Genomic DNA, 15,863 nt, shown 5'->3' with positions numbered 1-15,863 from the left:
AGATGCAGTTCCGGCAGACCCGTTTGCCGTCGAGGGGCTTGCCGATGCGTATGGTTCTGTGAAGCGGGGGCAGGCGGGCCGGGCGATCCCGGCGACTCTGGCGTCGATGAGCCAGTCGTTCAGCCGCAGGATCACGGCGAACGGTGCGAGGGGTCCGTTGCCGGTCAGCAGCGAGGGGTCAGCTTCCAGAGCCCACGCGATCTGCCGCTGGTTGGTGGTCCGCTGTGCCGAGCGGCGGACCAACGCGGCAGCAAGCATGTATGACCTGACCCGTCCGTCGGCCACTGCGGTGACCACAACCCGGATCGTCTCGGGCCCGAGTTCCTTCTCAGCGGCGAACCATTGCAACACCCGCCGCTTCATGCGGGCCACCACGGATCTGCTCATCTGGTGGGCCACAGGCACCAGGTCGTACCGGTCTCCTTGCTGGGGGCATCCGCCAGCCCGCGCGGATAGGCTAGGTCGGGCTTCCAGGGGAGGGGCGTGTGGCCAGGGTCGTCTTTGTGCACGGTGTCGGTAAGCAATACCTCAGCGAGGATTCGCTGGCCAGGGATGTCGTCCCGGAGTTGCGCGGTGGTACGCGGCTGGCCGGCGGCCCAATACCCGACGCCGACGACGTGAGCGTCGCCTTCTACGGCGATCTGTTCCGCCCCCGCGGCGCCCGTACAGGTCACCACCCTCGCTACGAGGCCGCCGACATCGAGACGGAAGAGGAATTCACGCTCCTCATGGCTTGGTGGGCGGAGGCAGCCCGTACCGATCCCGATGTGCCCGGGCCCGGCGAGGCCGGCGGGCGCGGCCCCGCGGGATGGGCGGCCTCGCAGGCGATGCGGTTGCGGTCGGTGCGGGCAGCGCTGGATGCCCTGACCGGCGCGCGGTTCCTGCGGGGCGTCCTCGACCGGGTGCTCATCGGCGATCTGAAGCAGGTGACGGGCTACTTCACCGACGCGTCGGTGCGGAGCGCGGCACGGAAGAGGCTGGCCGCGCAGATCACACCGGAGACCCGGGTGGTCGTCGCGCACTCGCTCGGCTCGGTCGTCGCTTACGAGACGCTCTGTGACGAGGAGTTCAGCGCCGACTGGGACGTCCACGCCCTGGTCACGCTCGGCTCCCCGCTCGGTATGGGGGCGCTCGTCCTGGACCGCCTGAGGCCCGAACCCGTCGACCGCCGAGCCGCGTGGCCCATACCGCTGCGTTCCTGGACCAACATCGCGGACGTCACGGACATCGTCGCCGCCGTGCGCGAACTCCGCCCGTCCTTCGGCTCCCGCGTCACCGACCTGCCCGTGCACAACGGCGCCCACATGCACGATGCGAAGCGCTATCTCACCGCCGTGGAAACCGGCCGGGCCATCGCCGCAGGACTGCGCCCGGAGACCGGGATCAACTGATGCGCTATCTGATCGCCGCGGGCACGCGGTACTACCCCCAGCACCCGGGCCTTGCGGAGCTGCCGCTCGCGCACGACGACGTCGACCGGGTCGTGCGGTTCCTCACCTCGCCGGAGATGGGGTACAGCCGCGTACTGAAGGCCGTTTCCAGGGACCCGACAGCGGGGGACTTCGAGGACGCGCTCTCGGAGTGGTGCCGCAGCACCGACCTGACCGCCGATGACGTGGTCACCGTCTACTACGCGGGGCACGGCGACGAGCCAACGCCGGGCTCTCGTTACCGACTTGCCTGTACCGACAGCCGAGAGGGCCACTCCCGGTCGTGGCTGTGCCTGGAGAACCTCGCAGAGGCCCTCGCGGCGTCGCCCGTGCGCCATGTGCTTTTCATCATCGACTCCTGTCACGCGGCAATGGGTGCCGCCGCAATCGGTGCCGTGACCCACAGCATCGTGGGAGCCCGACCACGCTCCGACGCCTATGGCTCCGGCACCTGGGTGCTCGCCTCCGCCCGCCACCGCGACGCCGCGCAGGACGGCGCCTTCGTCTCCCGCCTCGTGGCCGCCTGCCAGCGGGGCGATGGGCCGTCCCAGCGCCACCTCTCCCCCGCAACCGTGGCCGACCGCGTCAACCACGCCTTCGTCGAGCACGGACAGCGGCAGCGCGCCGCGTGCTCCTCGACGGATCAGGCCGAGCGGCCGCCGTTCTTCCCGAATCCCGGATTCGACCCGCGTGCGGAGGTCTCCTCGGACGGCGCGGCACCCGGCGAGGTGTCGGACCTCTCCTCGCATTTCGAGCCCCGGGGGCGCGGCGTGGAGCAGGTCTACGACCCCGGTTCATACTTCACCGGACGGGGGCGCGCCCTCACCGTCCTGCGCGGCCACCTCGCCGGTACCGGCGGTCGCGGTGCGCTGGCCGTCACGGGCAAACCCGGCTCCGGGAAGTCGGCGGTGCAGGGACGGCTCGTGCTGGAAGGGCATGCGGACGTCTCGATCAACGCCCGCCATCAGGTACTGGACGACCTGGTCGGTCGGCTGGCCGCGGCCGCGGACTTCACCGCCGCCAACCCGACGGCGCTGCTCAAGGCGCTGGCCGACCGCGACCGGCCACTGCGGATCGTGGTCGACTCCCTCGACGAGGCCGGCCCGGCCGGCGACCGGACGGAGGCCCGGCGCATCGCCTGGGAGCTGCTCCGCCCGCTCGGGGCGGTGCCCTGCGTGCGGTTGCTGGTCGGCACCCGACGTGAACTGCTGCCCTACATCGGCGACCAGGTGCGGGTGGTCGATCTGGACAGCGCGGAGTACGTGGACGACACCAGCACAGCAGAGTACGTGGAACGCATTCTGACCGACACCGGTTCCCCCTACGAGGGCATGCCCGAAAGCACCCGCGCGATCGCCGAGGAAGTCGCCCGCCGGGCGGGACACTGCTTTCTCGTGGCGCGCATGGTGGCGAGTGCACTACTACGCGGCGAACCCCTCGACACGCGGGTACCGGGGTGGGCCGAGTCCCTCCCCTCAGACGTGGGCGGAGCCTTCGAGGCGTATCTGCAGCGGCTGCCGAATGAGCGGCGGGAGGCCGCGACGTGGCTTCTCACAGCGCTGGCCTTCGGCGAGGGGCACGGGCTGCCCCGCAGGATCTGGCTTCCGATGGCCCGCCGGCTGTCCGAACTTCCCCTGCGGGAGGCGGACGTTGACGCGCTCCTTGAGGAGGACGGCTCCTACCTATCGATCGTGGAGGTGGCCGGAGTCAAGCACTTCCGGCTCTATCACCAGGAGCTGACGGACCATCTCCGTCGACGCACGCTGCGGCGCTGGGATCTACGGGACATCGCCGAGCGCTTCGTTGACACCCTGCTCGAACTGACACCGGACCGGGACTGGCCGCGCGCCCACCCGTACGTCCGTGGCCAGCTGGCCACCCACGCTGCGGCGGCCGGCACGATCGAACGCTTCGTGGCGGACCCGTCGTTCGTCCTGGCTGCGGAGCCGGCGGGGCTGCTGGCAGCGGTTCGCCATGTGCGGCAGGACCCGGCGCTGGCCATGGTCGTGGAGCGCTGCGCGGACATCCTGGGGAACGCGGCCCCCCAAGGCGTCGACCGGGCCGCGCGGTTGGCGTTCGTCGCGGAGTCGCACGGAGCGGTGGAGCTGGCCCGGCGGGCGGCGGAGCTGTCGGCATCCGTGCGGCACGTGCGGGTCGAGTCGCGTCCGGTGACACCGCACCGGATCGTCGGACGGCATGAGGAGGTGTCGTACTCCACCACGTCGTTCTCGGGTACGCGCCTGATCGAGGACGCAGTGCTGCCGGACGGCAGTCGGGTGGTGTTGGTCGCCTTTCAGCAACCTCCGTACATGGATGCGAGCGAGGGTGCCGCACAGGTGCACGTGTGGGCCCTCGACGACCCGTCCAAGTCGACCGTCCTGCCCCACCCGACCGCGGTGGTAGACCTCGTGCTGCTACCTGCCGGCCGGGGGCAGGCCCTGGCCGTCACGCTCGACGGCGCGGGCGATCTCCGGGTATGGGACCTGGCGGACCAGACGCTTGTCCAGCACGTGCCGGACACGGGGTATCAGGCGATCCTCGACACGGGAGAGCTGCGGGACGGCACCCCGGTCGTGGTCTGCCGTGACGAGCGGCGGGTGGTGATCCACGACCCCATGGCGACCGTGGTGTTCGAGGTGGCGTGTGCATCGCCGCAGGGCCCTGGCCGCTGGCGCCTGGCGACCGCTCGCCTGGTCCAACTCAAGGACGGCGCGCCGACGCTGGTGGTGTGCGACGCGGCGCGGGGAACGGTCACTCGCTGGCCAGTGGACGGCCCTCATGCACACCACCAGGTGCTCCTGGAGGGCCTGGACCAGCCTGCTCTTCAAGGGAAGGCGCTCCGGGGCGCGGACACCGCGACCGTCGCCGTCCTGGACAGCGACCACGGCCCGGACGACTGGCCGCGACGGCTGTTCCTGCTCGACTGCGGATCCGGGAAGGCTTGCGTTTCAGAGCACGATCGCGGGGACATCTCCTGGTGCCGCGGAAGCGCGTTCGTGTCCGTGGGCGGGTCAGAGGGTCTGTACGTGGCCGCTTCCCCCTGGGGCCCCATCCACATCCACGCGACGGCCACGGGACGTTCGGAGACCGTCACGGCAAAGGCCCCCATAGACCACTTCATTCCGCTCCCGGTGCCACTGCGTGGCCGCGCCCACGCCGTGGTCGGCGGCCACACCGAAGGGATCCAGGTGCTGGACTGCACCACCGGCACACCGGTCAGCGCTCCGTTGCGCGGGCATGAGGGCGCGGTGATCGACGTACACGTGCTGGGCTCCTCCGAGCCCGAGAGCCTGGACATCCTCACCATCGGCAACGACGGAACGGCCAGGCTGTGGCACTGGCTCTATGAGGAGCACGACTGGCATCAGGATTCGGCGACGGAGGAGAGCGAGGAGAACTCCCTCTTCGCCATGGCCCACACACAGGCTGTCTATGGCTGGGCGGCCCGCCCGGACATCGCCATCGCCAGTTCCTGGGGCGGCTTCCGCTCAGTGGACACCACCGCTCTGGACCGCACCGGGGCCGATCGCGGGGAACTGAGTGCGCGCGAACTGCTGGATGTCCACAACGCGGAAGAGAGCTGGACGGAGGACCCCGACGGTACGGTGCACGTACTCGTCAAGTCCGAGGAGATCGTCGGCGCCGAGGGGGAGTCACGCGCGAGGGCGCGCTTCTCCTGGCACCGGCTCACGGCACCCGAGACGGTGGTCGGTTCCGCCCTGGAAGACCTCACAATGGTCCCGTGGAACACGGACTGCCATGTGGTACCGGCATCGGCACTCCACCCCCGTACCCGCGTGGTTGGCTACTGCCCGGAGAGCGACCGCTTGTACGCGGTCCCGTCGCCTGACGCCAAGACGGTCACCATGCGCAGCTGGTGGTCGGTCGACCCCACGAGTGACATGGTCTACTCCGCCGCCTTCACCTCTCGCACAGGACACGCCGTCCTGATGGTCGGAGTGCGCGAGGCGGCCGTCCGTGGGGACTTCACGCTCTGCCAACGCCTGGTCGATACCGACGCTGTCGGTGCCGGCCGCCCCAGCAAGGGCTTTCTCTGGGACGCCACCATCGGCCGGGCGCTATGGCGCGCCCCTGTCGAGCTCCCGCCGCAACTCATGGCCCTGGTGCCGCACCACGCCGCCGAGGGCACCCGCTATGTCGCCCTGGCATGCCGCGACGGAAAGGCTGCGGTACTCGACCTAGACACGGACCGGACCCGCGTCATTCATCCTCCGACCCCAGGCCGTGACAGGAGCTGGCTGAGCGGCCGTAGGGCGCTGGCCAAGGGCGACGGCTACTTCCTCCGCTGGGCCGACACCCCGGGCGGAGCCCCCGTCCTCCTCTACATGGACGCGCACGAGGCCGACGACTCCACCGCCCTCCCCGTAACCGTCTGGGACTCGGCCGTCCCCGAGGCCCCCGCCCGGACCCTCGCCGTTCGCGCCCGACGTCTCCTCTGGACGGGGGTAGCTCCCAATGGCGAGACTCTGGTCGCAGTCAGCGACGAACACGGCGTGGCCCTCTGTCACCTCCCCAGTGGAGAGCGGGTCTGGGCCACGCCGCTGCCCGCCCTCGTAACGTCACTGACCGCGCTGCCCGGCAGGCCGACCCTGGACCTCGCGGTGGGGACACAGCAGGGAGTCGTCCTGCTGCGCCCGAGGTTGCCCACCGCCTGGGGTCGGCGACTCGGGGTCCGCTAGCGTGCGCGATTGCGTGAGCGGTGGCCCAGACTTCACACGTACAGCCTGCTCGGCAGAGCACGGAATGAATCACACCATGCCACCCTCAGCTGCCCTGCTGCAGAACGGATGCAGCACGCATGAGGACGCGAAGCACCGCAAACAGTCGAGAACCCCTGAGGGGTGTTTTCCAGGACAGACGCCCTGAAGCCAACGTTTGCGCAGGTCGCAGCCTCGCCCAGGGAAAACCCCTAAAGCGGGTGTCGCAGGTTCGAATCCTGCCGGGGGCACAGAGAAACAGCAGGTCAGGGGCCCTGCCGTCCGAGAGGGCGGCGGGGCTTTGATCTTGCCGCACATACCTGGCATGCATGGGTGCGATCGCCATCGCGGCGAGGATCGAGCTGGCCCCTCCCCCGCCAAGATGATCGTCGCGCTGCACCACGCGGTCAGGCGAGGGCGATGGCGTTGCCCGCGAGTACGGCGATGCACCCCAACAAGCCCCAGGCCAGGGACGCGCAGATGAAAATGACGAGAGGTTGCCCTCGCATGCGGCTCGGCAGCGCACGCAGGAACAGTGAAAGCAGGACGAGTTCGATTCCGTACCAGGCGAGGTAGCTCCAGCCCCAGCCGGCGGCCGGGATGCCGAGGTATTGCTCGCTGTTTCCGTCGACGGCGATCTCTGCCACCTGTCCGCGCCAGATTTTGACGTCCGCCGGTGCACCGCCGAGTGCTGCCTTGTAAGCCTCGTATCGCACGGTGCGGGTTTCCGTCTTGCCGGAGGCCCGCCTGATCGTCAAGTCGTAGTTGTCGTTCTCGTTGATCACTCGGGTATCGACAACCTGATCCACTTCGCGGGTGACGCAATCCGTGTGGGACGGGCGGGCTTGCGTGCAGATCGGCGCGTTGCGGTAGTCGGCCAGTTCTCGGTAATGGTGTGAGGCCAAGGTGATGCCGACGATGCATGCCGTCAGGCCGAGAGCCCCAAGTACCCACCGGGTCAATGGCGATGTTCGCGTGGAGAGCTTGGAGAGTTCGGCGTGGAGGGGGACTACTGATGGTCGGCTTCGACGTGTCCTTGGCCTTCCACGGGTATCCGGAATGAGGCGGCGGGACCCGCTCCGCGTTACGCCGGCTGTATCTGCTGCCCCTTGCTCCCGCGTCGGGAGAGGCGGCTCGGTGTTCTTGCCTGTCGCACCCTGGCCTGATGCTGGAGGCCGGTGGACCGCCATGCCGGGAGCCCGGTCCGCGGTGCGGCGCCGTTCAGTCTCGCGTACCAGCGGATTGCGTCCCGAGAGCCCGGTGGTTGGCGGGAGTTCAGTAGTTGGGGGGAGTTCGGTGCCGTTCGCAGGATGGCGAACCGCGGCGCGGTTATGGCGGTTATGGAGGCAGATGTTGCGAGCAACGCGGTTCTGCGCGAACTGCTGCGGGTGAGGGCTGCCGCGTTCACGCATGTGGTGGCGGATCTTTTCCCAGCCGTGCTCCAGACTGAACGTCGGCCCCGCTCCGGCGATGCCGCGGTGTAAAACCCTGATCAGTTCTTCCGTGAACTCCGGGTAGTCCGCCCCGGGTAGCACAAAGGATTCCTCGGTTGCCGATGCCGACGTCAGGACACAGTCCCCGTAGTCGCCTTCGTTGCAGTTGTATTCGTTGTAGTCGTCTTCGGTGTCGGTCTGGGCCAGTTGCCACTCCAGGGCTTGCATTTCCCCGAGGGCATCTGCGAGTTCCCTGCGTGTCGGAGCTGTGGTGGTGGACATTTCGCCCGCGAGGCCGCTGTAGCAGCAATCCAGTACCGTCACGCGGTACCGCGCCCTGTGGCCTGCCTCCCGCACGACGGCGCGCAGGTCTCCGTAGTTCAGCGTGCCGACTTGTGGGTGATCCGCATCTGCTTTCGCCAGCGCCAGGTTCAACCGGTGGCTGCGGTCACGCAGGCCGTGCCCGGCGAAGTACACCAGCAGCGTGTCGCGGGCCTTCTTGGCCGCGTCGCGCACGGCGGCCTGCACCTCTTCCGCGGAGTGCTCGGCTCCGAGCACCTGAACGTGCTCGGCTGGGAGGCCCCAGACGGACGGGTCACGAAGGAGTTCAGCCAGCCGCCGTGCGCCGGCTGTCGCTTCAGGCATCGGCCGCAGCGCCGGGTGGGTGTAGGCATCGATCCCGATCAGGACCGCGCGGCTCCGGGCGGGGTCAGGAACCGCCATCGCCGTCGTTCTCCACAGACGTACCCTCGGCGGACGCAGAGGGGGGAGGCGATTCCGTCCCAAGCTGCGGCTCGGACGCGGACGCGGACGTGGATGCGGACTCGGACTCGGCGAGGGCGCGTGCGATGCGTGCTGCGTCCTGCTCGGTTCCGTTCTCCACGACCAACCGCACACCGCCGATCTCGATCACCATCCGCGCCCCCGGCCGCAGGCGCGGCGGCAGCGACGCACGGAAGGACCTGTGCGCCCGGAGCAACGACAAGGTGCTGAACCCGGAGGAGACCGCCAGGCTGATCCACTCCACGAGGTCGCCGGACATCGCGCCGTTGGTCGTGTCCGGACGGACGCGTCGCATCTCCGTATGCAGGCCCACATTTCGGTCCTGAGCGAGCCAGTCCGCGAAGTCGGCGGTCAGACGGGCACCCTCGCCCCGCGGCCCACTGCCATCGCCCGTTCCGTCGCTGTCGATCCATACCCGCAAGGCAACCCCCTGGCCACCGGTCAGCGGGGCATGGCTGGCTGATAGCGCCCCCGCTGCACCACCCGGATTCGTCGCCATCACAGTAGGACCGCATCGCCACGAGCGTCCTCAATATGCGGAAACCCACTGGGAACGCCTGCTGCGAACCCTTTCCATGGATATGCCTTCTGGTGGTGCTGGAGAGGCCGCGGCCGGTTGCGTGGCCTGCATCACACGGCTGCGGGTGTGCCAAGTGCGTGTCACGGCTGGCCGACTGTCCCGGCAGGCAACTGTCCCGTCAGGCAAGGGAGGGGCGTGGGTGGGGTGGAGTTATCCACAGGGTCGGCGGGGAGGGGGGTGGAGCTCGTAGGCTTTCGGGGTGGCTCGGCGGACGTGGGAGTGATCGTGGTGGACGTGGACGTGGATCTGGATGTGGCCGGCGGCGCGGAGGGGGCGTCGGGGGGCGGCGAGGCGGTGCAGGTGCTGCGCCGGGTCTTCGGGTACGACGCGTTCCGCGGCGATCAGCAGGAGATCATCGAGCATGTCATCGGGGGCGGGGACGCGGTCGTCCTGATGCCCACGGGCGGCGGCAAGTCGCTGTGCTACCAGATCCCGTCGCTGGTGCGGCCGGGTGTCGGGGTGGTGATCTCGCCGCTGATCGCGTTGATGCAGGACCAGGTCGACGCGCTGCGGGCGCTGGGGGTACGGGCCGGATTCCTCAATTCGACGCAGGATCTGGAGGAGCGGCGGCTGGTCGAGGCCGAGTTCCTGGCCGGCGAGCTGGATCTGCTCTATCTGGCGCCGGAGCGGCTGCGGGTCGAGCAGACGGTGCAGCTGCTGGACCGCGGGAAGATCTCGCTCTTCGCCATCGACGAGGCGCACTGTGTGGCGCAGTGGGGCCATGACTTCCGGCCGGACTATCTGGCGCTGTCGATGCTGCACGACCGCTGGCCGGACGTGCCGCGGATCGCGCTGACCGCGACGGCGACGGAGGCGACGCACACCGAGATCACCTCCCGGCTGCGGATGGACGGCGCCCGGCACTTCGTGGCGAGCTTCGACCGGCCCAACATCCAGTACCGGATCGCGGCGAAGAGCGAGCCCAAGCGGCAGCTGCTGGAGTTGCTGCGGAGCGAGCATGCCGGGGACGCGGGGATCGTGTACTGCCTGTCGCGGGCCTCGGTGGAGAAGACCGCGCAGTTCCTGGTGGACAACGGGATCGACGCGGTCCCGTATCACGCCGGGCTGGACGCCCGGGTCCGCGCGTCGAACCAGGCGCGGTTCCTGCGGGAGGACGGGCTGGTCGTCGTCGCCACCATCGCGTTCGGCATGGGCATCGACAAGCCCGATGTGCGGTTCGTGGCCCATCTGGATCTGCCGAAGTCGGTGGAGGGGTACTACCAGGAGACCGGGCGCGCGGGACGGGACGGCCAGCCGTCCACGGCCTGGCTGGCCTATGGGCTGCAGGACGTGGTCCAGCAGCGGAAGATGATCGACGGCTCGGAGGGCGACGACGCGCACCGGCGCCGGCTGGCCACCCATCTGGACGCGATGCTGGCGCTGTGCGAGACGGTGGCGTGCCGGCGGGTGCGGCTGTTGGCGTACTTCGGCCAGGAGAGCGGCCCGTGCGGCAACTGCGACACCTGCCTCACCCCGCCGCAGACCTGGGACGGGACGGTGCCGGCGCAGAAGCTGCTGTCGACGGTCGTACGGCTGAAGCGCGAGCGGGGGCAGAAGTTCGGCGCGGGGCAGATCATCGACATTCTGCTGGGCCGGAAGACCGCCAAGGTCATTCAGTTCGACCATGACGCGCTGAGCGTCTTCGGGATCGGGGAGGACCTGCGCGAGTCCGAATGGCGGGGCGTGGTACGGCAGTTGCTCGCCCAGGGGCTGCTGGCCGTGGAGGGGGACTACGGCACGCTGGCGCTCACCGAGGCGAGCGGTGAGGTGCTGCGCGGGCAGCGCGAGGTGCCGATGCGGCGGGAGCCGGAGAAGCCGGCGCGCGCGGCCAAGGCGAAGGCCAAGGGCAAGCGGGCCCCGGTGGATCTGCCGGAGGAGGCGCTGCCGCTCTTCGAGGCGCTGCGCGGCTGGCGGGGCCGGACGGCCAAGGAGCAGGGCGTTCCCGCGTATGTGATCTTCCACGACGCGACGCTGCGGGAGATCGCGGTGGCGCGGCCGGCCGGCATCGCCCAGCTGGGCACGATCAACGGCGTCGGCGAGAACAAGCTCGCGAAGTACGGCGAGCAGATCCTGGAGGTGCTGGCCGGAGGGGACACCGGGGGCGATGGGGCCGCACCGGGTGGGGTCGGCGGGCCGGGAGCTGCGGCGGCCGCCGGGACGGCTGTGGCGGAGCCGGCGCCGGAGGAGGAGGTGCTGCCGGAGCCGCCGGATGACATCGACTGGTGAGGTCGGGGGCCGCGGCCCGGCGCGGCGGACCGGCGGACCGGCGGACAGCCGCGGACCGCGGCCGGGGAATGACGACCGGCGGCCGGCGGACGACGGCGGCCGCCGGCCGGCCCGTCACGGGGTGAGCGGCGTGCCCGTAGGCGGCTGAGGCGGGAAGGTGAGAGTGGCGCGGGCGCCGCCGTCGGGTGGGTTGTCGAAGCGGAGGTCGATGCCCAGGACGGCGGCCTGTCCGACGGCGATGGTCAGGCCGAGGCCGTGCCCGCGGCCCCGGCCGGGGGCGTCGGTGCGGAAGCGCTGCGGGCCGTGGCGGAGCAGCTCGTCGGGATAGCCGGGGCCGTGGTCGCGGACCTCGATGGCGGGGGTGCCGCCGGACGGGGCGTCGACGGTGACGGTGGCCGGGGGCCGACCGTGCCGGTGGGCGTTGAGGACGAGGTTGGCGAGGATCCGGTCCAGCCGGCGCCGGTCCGTTTCGACGACCGTGTCGGTACGGATCCGTACCTCGGCGTCGAGGCCGGTGGCGCGCACGGACCGCAGTACCAGCGGGCCGAGTTCGTAGGCGGCGAGGTCGGCGTGCTCGGTGCCGGAGTCCAGCCGGGAGATCTCCAGCAGGTCCTCGGTGAGGCGGTGCAGGGCGTGCAGCCGGTCGTTGATCATCTCCTTGGGGCGGCCCTCCGGGAGGAGCGCGGCGGAGGCGAGGATGCCGGTGAGCGGGGTGCGCAGCTCGTGGGCGACGTCGGCGGTGAAACGCTGTTCGGCCTGGAGGCGGCTCTGGAGGGTGGCGGCCATGGAGTCCAGGGCGGCCGCGACGGCGGCCACCTCGTCCTGTGCCGCCCGCCCGCCGCGGCGCGGCTGACCTGCCGTTTCGCCGACCCTGGCGTCCAGGTCGCCGCCGCTGATCCGGCGGGCGACAGCCGCCGTGCTGGTCAGCCGGCGGCCGATGCGCCGGGCCAGGAAGAGCCCGGCAGCGGCGACGGCGGCGGCCGCGAGCACGGCCGAACCGAGGATCGCGGTGTCGAACTTCTCCAGCGTCCCCCGGGTGTTCGCGTAGGGCGACCAGACGGCCATGATCTGGTTGTCGGCGGGCGCCGCCGCCCACATGACGGGCCGCCCGCGATAGCTGCCGACCATGCTGCCGCGCCGCCCATGGTGCACCAACTTCCGTAGTTCGTCGGGAAGTTGGGGTGGATCGAGGAGGGAGTTGATGCCTTCGCGTGAGGTGCCGTACTCGAAGAGGTCCAGTGCGGTGTCGAGGTCGGCGCGGGTCTCCTTGCGGACCTGGCCGACGGTCTGGCGGGCCACCGCGTTGTGCACGAGCACGCCGAGGACGGCGGCGACCGCGCAGCACACCGCCGTCACGGTCAGCGAGATCTTCCAGCGGAGCGAGACGGCGGGGCGGGGGCGCCTCACGGCGGATTCCCGGCGAGGGGGAGGGCGAGTGCGGGCGCGGGGCCCGGGGTGGCGGCCGGTGTGGCGGCTGACCTGGAGGACTGCGGCTTACGGGCCACGTCGAGGGTGAGGTCCCACAGGCCCATGGTGTGACCGTCCCAGACGTAGTCGGTGACGCTGACATAGCGCGGGTCCTTGGTGGGTTCGCGGACCGCGAGGTGGCCCGCCGCGAGCTCGACGCCGGCCAGCACGGCGCGCAGCGCGAGGATCCTGGTGACCACCCCTTTCCGGACGGTGTAGACGCGCAGCTCGCTGGTGCGGCGGTCGAGGTCGACGACGGCGATCAGGTCGGGCTTGCCGTCGTCGGTGAGGTCGTGCAGCTCCGGGCGGCGTACGGAGCGGGGTGCGGGCGGGGTGCCGCCGGAGGAGGTGAAGTCCGCGTCGAGGACGGCGAGCGGGTCGGCGGCGGCCATGGTGCCGCCGGGGATACGGGGCAGGGCGGGGAGCGGTTTGAGGACGGCCGGGTTCTCGTTCTCCCGCAGCGGGGCGGGCGCATACGTCGGCCAGAGGGCCAGCGGGGCGTTCACCCGGCGCGCCCGGCCCTCGTCCTGGAGGCCCTCGGGGCTGGCGCATCCGGCGAGGAGGGCCAGGGGGACGACGGCGAGCGCGAGAACGGCGGGCACGGCGAGGGCGCGCGGCGCTGCCCCGACGGGGGGCCGCGGCACGGGCCCGGCGAGGGCGCGGGAAATCGCCGCCCGGGTGCGGTGGCGGGGACGGCGGGGGCGGGGGCCGGCGGCCGCTGCGTTCCCTGTAGGGAAAAATGCGGACATAGCCTGACCAAGCTACCCAAGGTGCGGGGCTCGGGAATCTTCGAGACGGCCGTTCCGGCGGCGCGGCCCGGGGCGGCGGGCCCGCTTCGTCACAGGAATGACCACAGCTTCACAGGAATGACCGCAGCTTCGTCACAGGAATGACCAGAGAGGAGGGGCCGGCTGTTACACAACGTACGGGTCGCCGTTATGGACGCTCCGTAGCGTGCTCTCACGTAACGCACCCCAGGGCAGCCGCCGGCCGCCCCCGTCGAGGAGTTCCCATGCGTGCGCAGCGCCGCTCCGTGATCCGCACCGCCACCGTCGCCGCCGGTGCGCTGGCCGTCCTACTGCTCCCCACGGGCGCCGCGTTCGCCGCCGACTCCACCGGCCCGACCGGCCGGACGTCGGTCATCCTCCCCGACGAGGGGCTGCTCGGCCTCGCCGAGAAGGCCGGGCATCTGCCGAAGGCGGGCGTCATCGGCGGCGCCACGGCGCTGGGCGCGGTGGGCGTGGGCGTCGCGGTGCAGCGCCGCCGTCACACGTCGACGGACCGGACCCGCTGATCACGGACCGGACCCGCTGAATCACCGAGGCCGGGCAGCGGAGCCGCTCCGCTGCCGGGCCTTGTCCGTAGCACCCCGACCTCCGGTAGTGCCCCGACGGCCGGTCGCGACAGTGCCCCGACTGCCGGTCGCGACGTCTCCGGCCAGGTGCTGCACCTCCCCGTAGGCCGGCGCATCGTCGATGGCGTACGGCGGGACGGGCCCGGAGCCACGACTCGGCCCCTGCCCCGCGAGCGCGTCCGCCGCCGCGCAGGCCGCCCCCAGGGCCGTACGGAAGAGCAGCGAGCCGGTGCTGATGCGGCGCACGCCGAGTTCGGCCAGGTGGCGAACGGTGTGCCGGCCGGGGGTGAAGAGGATGTTCAGGGGCGCGGCGATCTCGCGGACGAGCACCCTGATGTCGGCGTCGGCGGTGACGCCCGGTACGAAGATGCCGTCCGCGCCGGCGGCCAGGTAGGTCTCCGCCCGGGCGAGCGTCCGCGACAGGGGCGGCGGGGAGTCCGCGAGCCAGTGGGTGTCGATCCGGGCGTTGAGGAAGAGGTCGGGGACGCGTGCCTTCACCGCGGCGATCAACTCGGCCTGGCGGGTAGGTACTTGCAGCCCTCCGCTGCCGGGCAGTCCGTCCTCCAGATTGATCCCGGACGCGCCGCAGTCCGCCAACTCGACTGCCAGCTCGGCGACTTGGACGGGCCCGCCGCCGAATCCGCCCTCGATGTCGACGGTGTACGGGCAGGGCAGCCGGCCCGCGAGCCGGCGGGCCAGGGCGAGCGTGGCGTCCCGGACGGCGGGGAGGCCCTCGCCGTCCGGGTGGCCGTGGGCGGCCGCGATGCCCAGGCTGGTCGTGCCGATCGCGGCGTGGCCGGCGGCGGCGAGCGCGGCGGCCGAGGCGCTGTCCCAGGCGTTGGGGAGCAGCAGCGGGCGGCCGGGGGTGTGGTGGAGGGCGTGAAAGGCGCAGGCATGGACGTGGGCGTGAGCATCGTCGTCGGCGCGGTGCGGGCCGGGCCGCCGTACCGCTTCCTTGCGCGTATCGCTGGTCATGCGGGCACCGTAGGACGATGACGTATCGGCGCTCGCCGAAGTGTCGCGGCGGACAATGGACCCATGACGTCGCCGAAGCGGAAGCGGACACCAGCGAAACCGGCAGGCGCCGCAGTGCCCGACTACAGCCATGACCTGGCCCGGCTGGCCGCGCTGCTGGCGGACCGTACCCGGGCCGCGTTCTGCCTGGCGCTGCTCGACGGGCGGGCCTGGACGGTCGGCGAACTCGCCGCGTACGCGCGGGTGGCGCCCTCGACCGCGAGCGAGCATGTGTCCCGGCTGATCGACGGCGGGCTGCTCGTCGAACGGCGGCAGGGCCGGCACCGTTACGTCCAGCTCGCCGGGCCGCGCGTCGCCGAGCTGCTGGAATCGGTGACCGCGCAGCTCGACCCGCCGGCCGCGGCGCCGCGCGGGCTGCGGGCCGCCACCGCGTCGGCGGCGCTGGCCCGCGGCCGGACCTGCTACGACCACCTGGCCGGGCGCCTCGGGGTCGCCGTCACCGACGCACTGATCCGGCGCGGACTGCTGGACCAGGGCGGCGGATTCGCGCTCACCGACGGCGGCCGGGCGTGGTTCGAGGACGCCCTGGGCGTCCCGCCCGAAGCGCTCCGCGCCGGCCGCCGCCCGCAGGCCCGCGGCTGCCTGGACTGGACCGAACGCCGCGAGCACCTCGCCGGTACGGCCGGCGCGCGGCTCTGCGAACGGCTGCTGGAGCGGCACTGGATCCGCCGGATCGGCACCGGCCGCGCGGTCCGCCTCACCCCGGAGGGTACGACCGCGCTACGGGACCTGCTGGGGATCGACGAGGAGGCGGCCGGCCCGGCGTAACGGACGCGCGCCCCTCAGCACCACAACACCCCGCACGCACCACGGCCCTCAGCCCTGAGCCCTCAGCAG

10 protein-coding genes and 1 tRNA gene are annotated in these 15,863 nt (G+C 71.4%); 6 read left to right on the top strand and 5 right to left on the bottom strand.

What is annotated here, in order from left to right:
• Nucleotides 1-485 precede the first annotated feature (485 nt).
• From ACRAS8_RS20730 to ACRAS8_RS20720, 3 genes are all read left to right on the top strand, one after another.
• Complete coding sequence (locus tag ACRAS8_RS20730) at nucleotides 486-1,391, top strand: hypothetical protein (protein ID WP_438487489.1); 906 nt, start codon at nucleotides 486-488, stop codon at nucleotides 1,389-1,391.
• Nucleotides 1,391-6,130: a caspase family protein gene (locus ACRAS8_RS20725; RefSeq protein WP_438487488.1), complete on the top strand. Its 4,740-nt coding sequence runs from the start codon at nucleotides 1,391-1,393 to the stop codon at nucleotides 6,128-6,130. Before ACRAS8_RS20730 ends, ACRAS8_RS20725 begins: the two co-directional genes overlap by 1 nt.
• 215 nt (nucleotides 6,131-6,345) lie before the next feature.
• Nucleotides 6,346-6,399: transfer RNA gene (locus ACRAS8_RS20720), tRNA-Ser, on the top strand.
• A gap of 156 nt (nucleotides 6,400-6,555) precedes the next feature.
• Here ACRAS8_RS20720 and ACRAS8_RS20715 read toward each other — a convergent pair.
• Nucleotides 6,556-8,304: a caspase family protein gene (locus ACRAS8_RS20715; protein WP_438487487.1), complete on the bottom strand. Its 1,749-nt coding sequence runs from the start codon at nucleotides 8,302-8,304 to the stop codon at nucleotides 6,556-6,558.
• Nucleotides 8,291-8,863 carry an effector-associated constant component EACC1 gene (locus tag ACRAS8_RS20710; RefSeq protein WP_438487486.1) on the bottom strand — a complete coding sequence of 191 codons (573 nt, stop codon included), beginning with the start codon at nucleotides 8,861-8,863 and terminating at the stop codon, nucleotides 8,291-8,293. Before ACRAS8_RS20710 ends, ACRAS8_RS20715 begins: the two co-directional genes overlap by 14 nt.
• 333 nt (nucleotides 8,864-9,196) lie before the next feature.
• Here ACRAS8_RS20710 and recQ point away from each other — a divergent pair, with 333 nt between their 5' ends.
• On the top strand, nucleotides 9,197-11,170 hold the full coding sequence (gene recQ, locus ACRAS8_RS20705) for a DNA helicase RecQ (protein ID WP_438490552.1): 1,974 nt from the start codon (nucleotides 9,197-9,199) through the stop codon (nucleotides 11,168-11,170).
• Nucleotides 11,171-11,284: 114 nt separating this feature from the next.
• On the opposite strand, the gene ACRAS8_RS20700 is transcribed toward recQ, so the two are convergent.
• A complete protein-coding gene (locus ACRAS8_RS20700; protein WP_438487485.1) occupies nucleotides 11,285-12,577 on the bottom strand; it encodes a sensor histidine kinase in 1,293 nt (430 codons plus the stop codon).
• Nucleotides 12,574-13,239 carry a hypothetical protein gene (locus ACRAS8_RS20695; RefSeq protein ID WP_438487484.1) on the bottom strand — a complete coding sequence of 222 codons (666 nt, stop codon included), beginning with the start codon at nucleotides 13,237-13,239 and terminating at the stop codon, nucleotides 12,574-12,576. The genes ACRAS8_RS20700 and ACRAS8_RS20695 overlap by 4 nt, the downstream gene beginning before the upstream one ends.
• Nucleotides 13,240-13,649: 410 nt before the next feature.
• On the opposite strand from ACRAS8_RS20695, the gene ACRAS8_RS20690 reads away from it, so the two are divergent.
• A complete protein-coding gene (locus ACRAS8_RS20690; RefSeq protein ID WP_438487483.1) occupies nucleotides 13,650-13,931 on the top strand; it encodes a hypothetical protein in 282 nt (93 codons plus the stop codon).
• Between the two features lie 21 nt (nucleotides 13,932-13,952).
• Here the strand turns inward: ACRAS8_RS20690 and ACRAS8_RS20685 are convergent, their stop codons facing one another.
• Entirely contained in the window at nucleotides 13,953-14,966 is a 1,014-nt protein-coding gene (locus tag ACRAS8_RS20685; protein WP_438487482.1) for an isocitrate lyase/PEP mutase family protein, read from the bottom strand.
• A gap of 63 nt (nucleotides 14,967-15,029) precedes the next feature.
• Here ACRAS8_RS20685 and ACRAS8_RS20680 point away from each other — a divergent pair, with 63 nt between their 5' ends.
• A complete protein-coding gene (locus tag ACRAS8_RS20680; protein WP_438487481.1) occupies nucleotides 15,030-15,794 on the top strand; it encodes an ArsR/SmtB family transcription factor in 765 nt (254 codons plus the stop codon).
• Nucleotides 15,795-15,863 lie beyond the last annotated feature (69 nt).

The sequence above is a fragment of the Streptomyces sp. S186 genome, from assembly GCF_051603415.1.
Classification (GTDB): domain Bacteria; phylum Actinomycetota; class Actinomycetes; order Streptomycetales; family Streptomycetaceae; genus Streptomyces.
The sequence above is the reverse complement of the archived record's forward strand: the minus strand, read 5'-3'. Positions and strand labels throughout refer to the sequence as shown.

Coding starts and splice junctions, on each gene's coding strand:
- ACRAS8_RS20725 (WP_438487488.1), top strand. CDS start 1,391: ATGCGCTATCTGATCGCCGCGGGCACGCGGTACTACCCCCAGCACCCG.
- ACRAS8_RS20715 (WP_438487487.1), bottom strand. CDS start 8,304: ATGGCGGTTCCTGACCCCGCCCGGAGCCGCGCGGTCCTGATCGGGATC.
- ACRAS8_RS20710 (WP_438487486.1), bottom strand. CDS start 8,863: ATGGCGACGAATCCGGGTGGTGCAGCGGGGGCGCTATCAGCCAGCCAT.
- ACRAS8_RS20690 (WP_438487483.1), top strand. CDS start 13,650: ATGCGTGCGCAGCGCCGCTCCGTGATCCGCACCGCCACCGTCGCCGCC.
- ACRAS8_RS20685 (WP_438487482.1), bottom strand. CDS start 14,966: ATGACCAGCGATACGCGCAAGGAAGCGGTACGGCGGCCCGGCCCGCAC.
- ACRAS8_RS20680 (WP_438487481.1), top strand. CDS start 15,030: ATGACGTCGCCGAAGCGGAAGCGGACACCAGCGAAACCGGCAGGCGCC.